The sequence below is a fragment of the Bacillus sp. SIMBA_074 genome, from assembly GCF_046534555.1.
Taxonomy (GTDB): Bacteria; Bacillota; Bacilli; order Bacillales; family Bacillaceae_G; genus Bacillus_A; species Bacillus_A mycoides.
The window spans coordinates 1-276 of sequence record NZ_JAWRYM010000443.1; the positions used below are offsets into that span (position 1 = coordinate 1).

The 276-nt window shown below is 56.5% G+C and carries 1 protein-coding gene; it reads right to left on the minus strand.

From position 1 onward, the window contains the following. Positions 1-241: TcpQ domain-containing protein (locus tag SB773_RS31515; protein ID WP_410594240.1), on the minus strand; the 241-nt coding region annotated here is incomplete at its 3' end. Positions 242-276 lie beyond the last annotated feature (35 nt).

Consider the following 276-nt stretch of genomic DNA (forward strand, 5'->3'; position numbering starts at 1 on the left):
GCCGGTAGCCGCTGACGAACAGTGGCACCTGTGCTCTGTGCCAGAGGCTGAACAGTTGAGTTGTTGCGTCCTCAAAGCTTGAAGCATTGAAGGTCAGGGTAACGTCAATAGGATAGTCAGTGGCCGAATCCCATTTCACAGACCATCTTGGCCTGCCTGGCGGGCAAGCCTCCTGTGACGCCCACTGTTCAAACCCCTGTCTGAGTGAAGCGCCCCGCTCAATTTTCCATACCCGGATCACAGGCTTAGGCCGTGCCGTAATAACAGGGCTGGCTG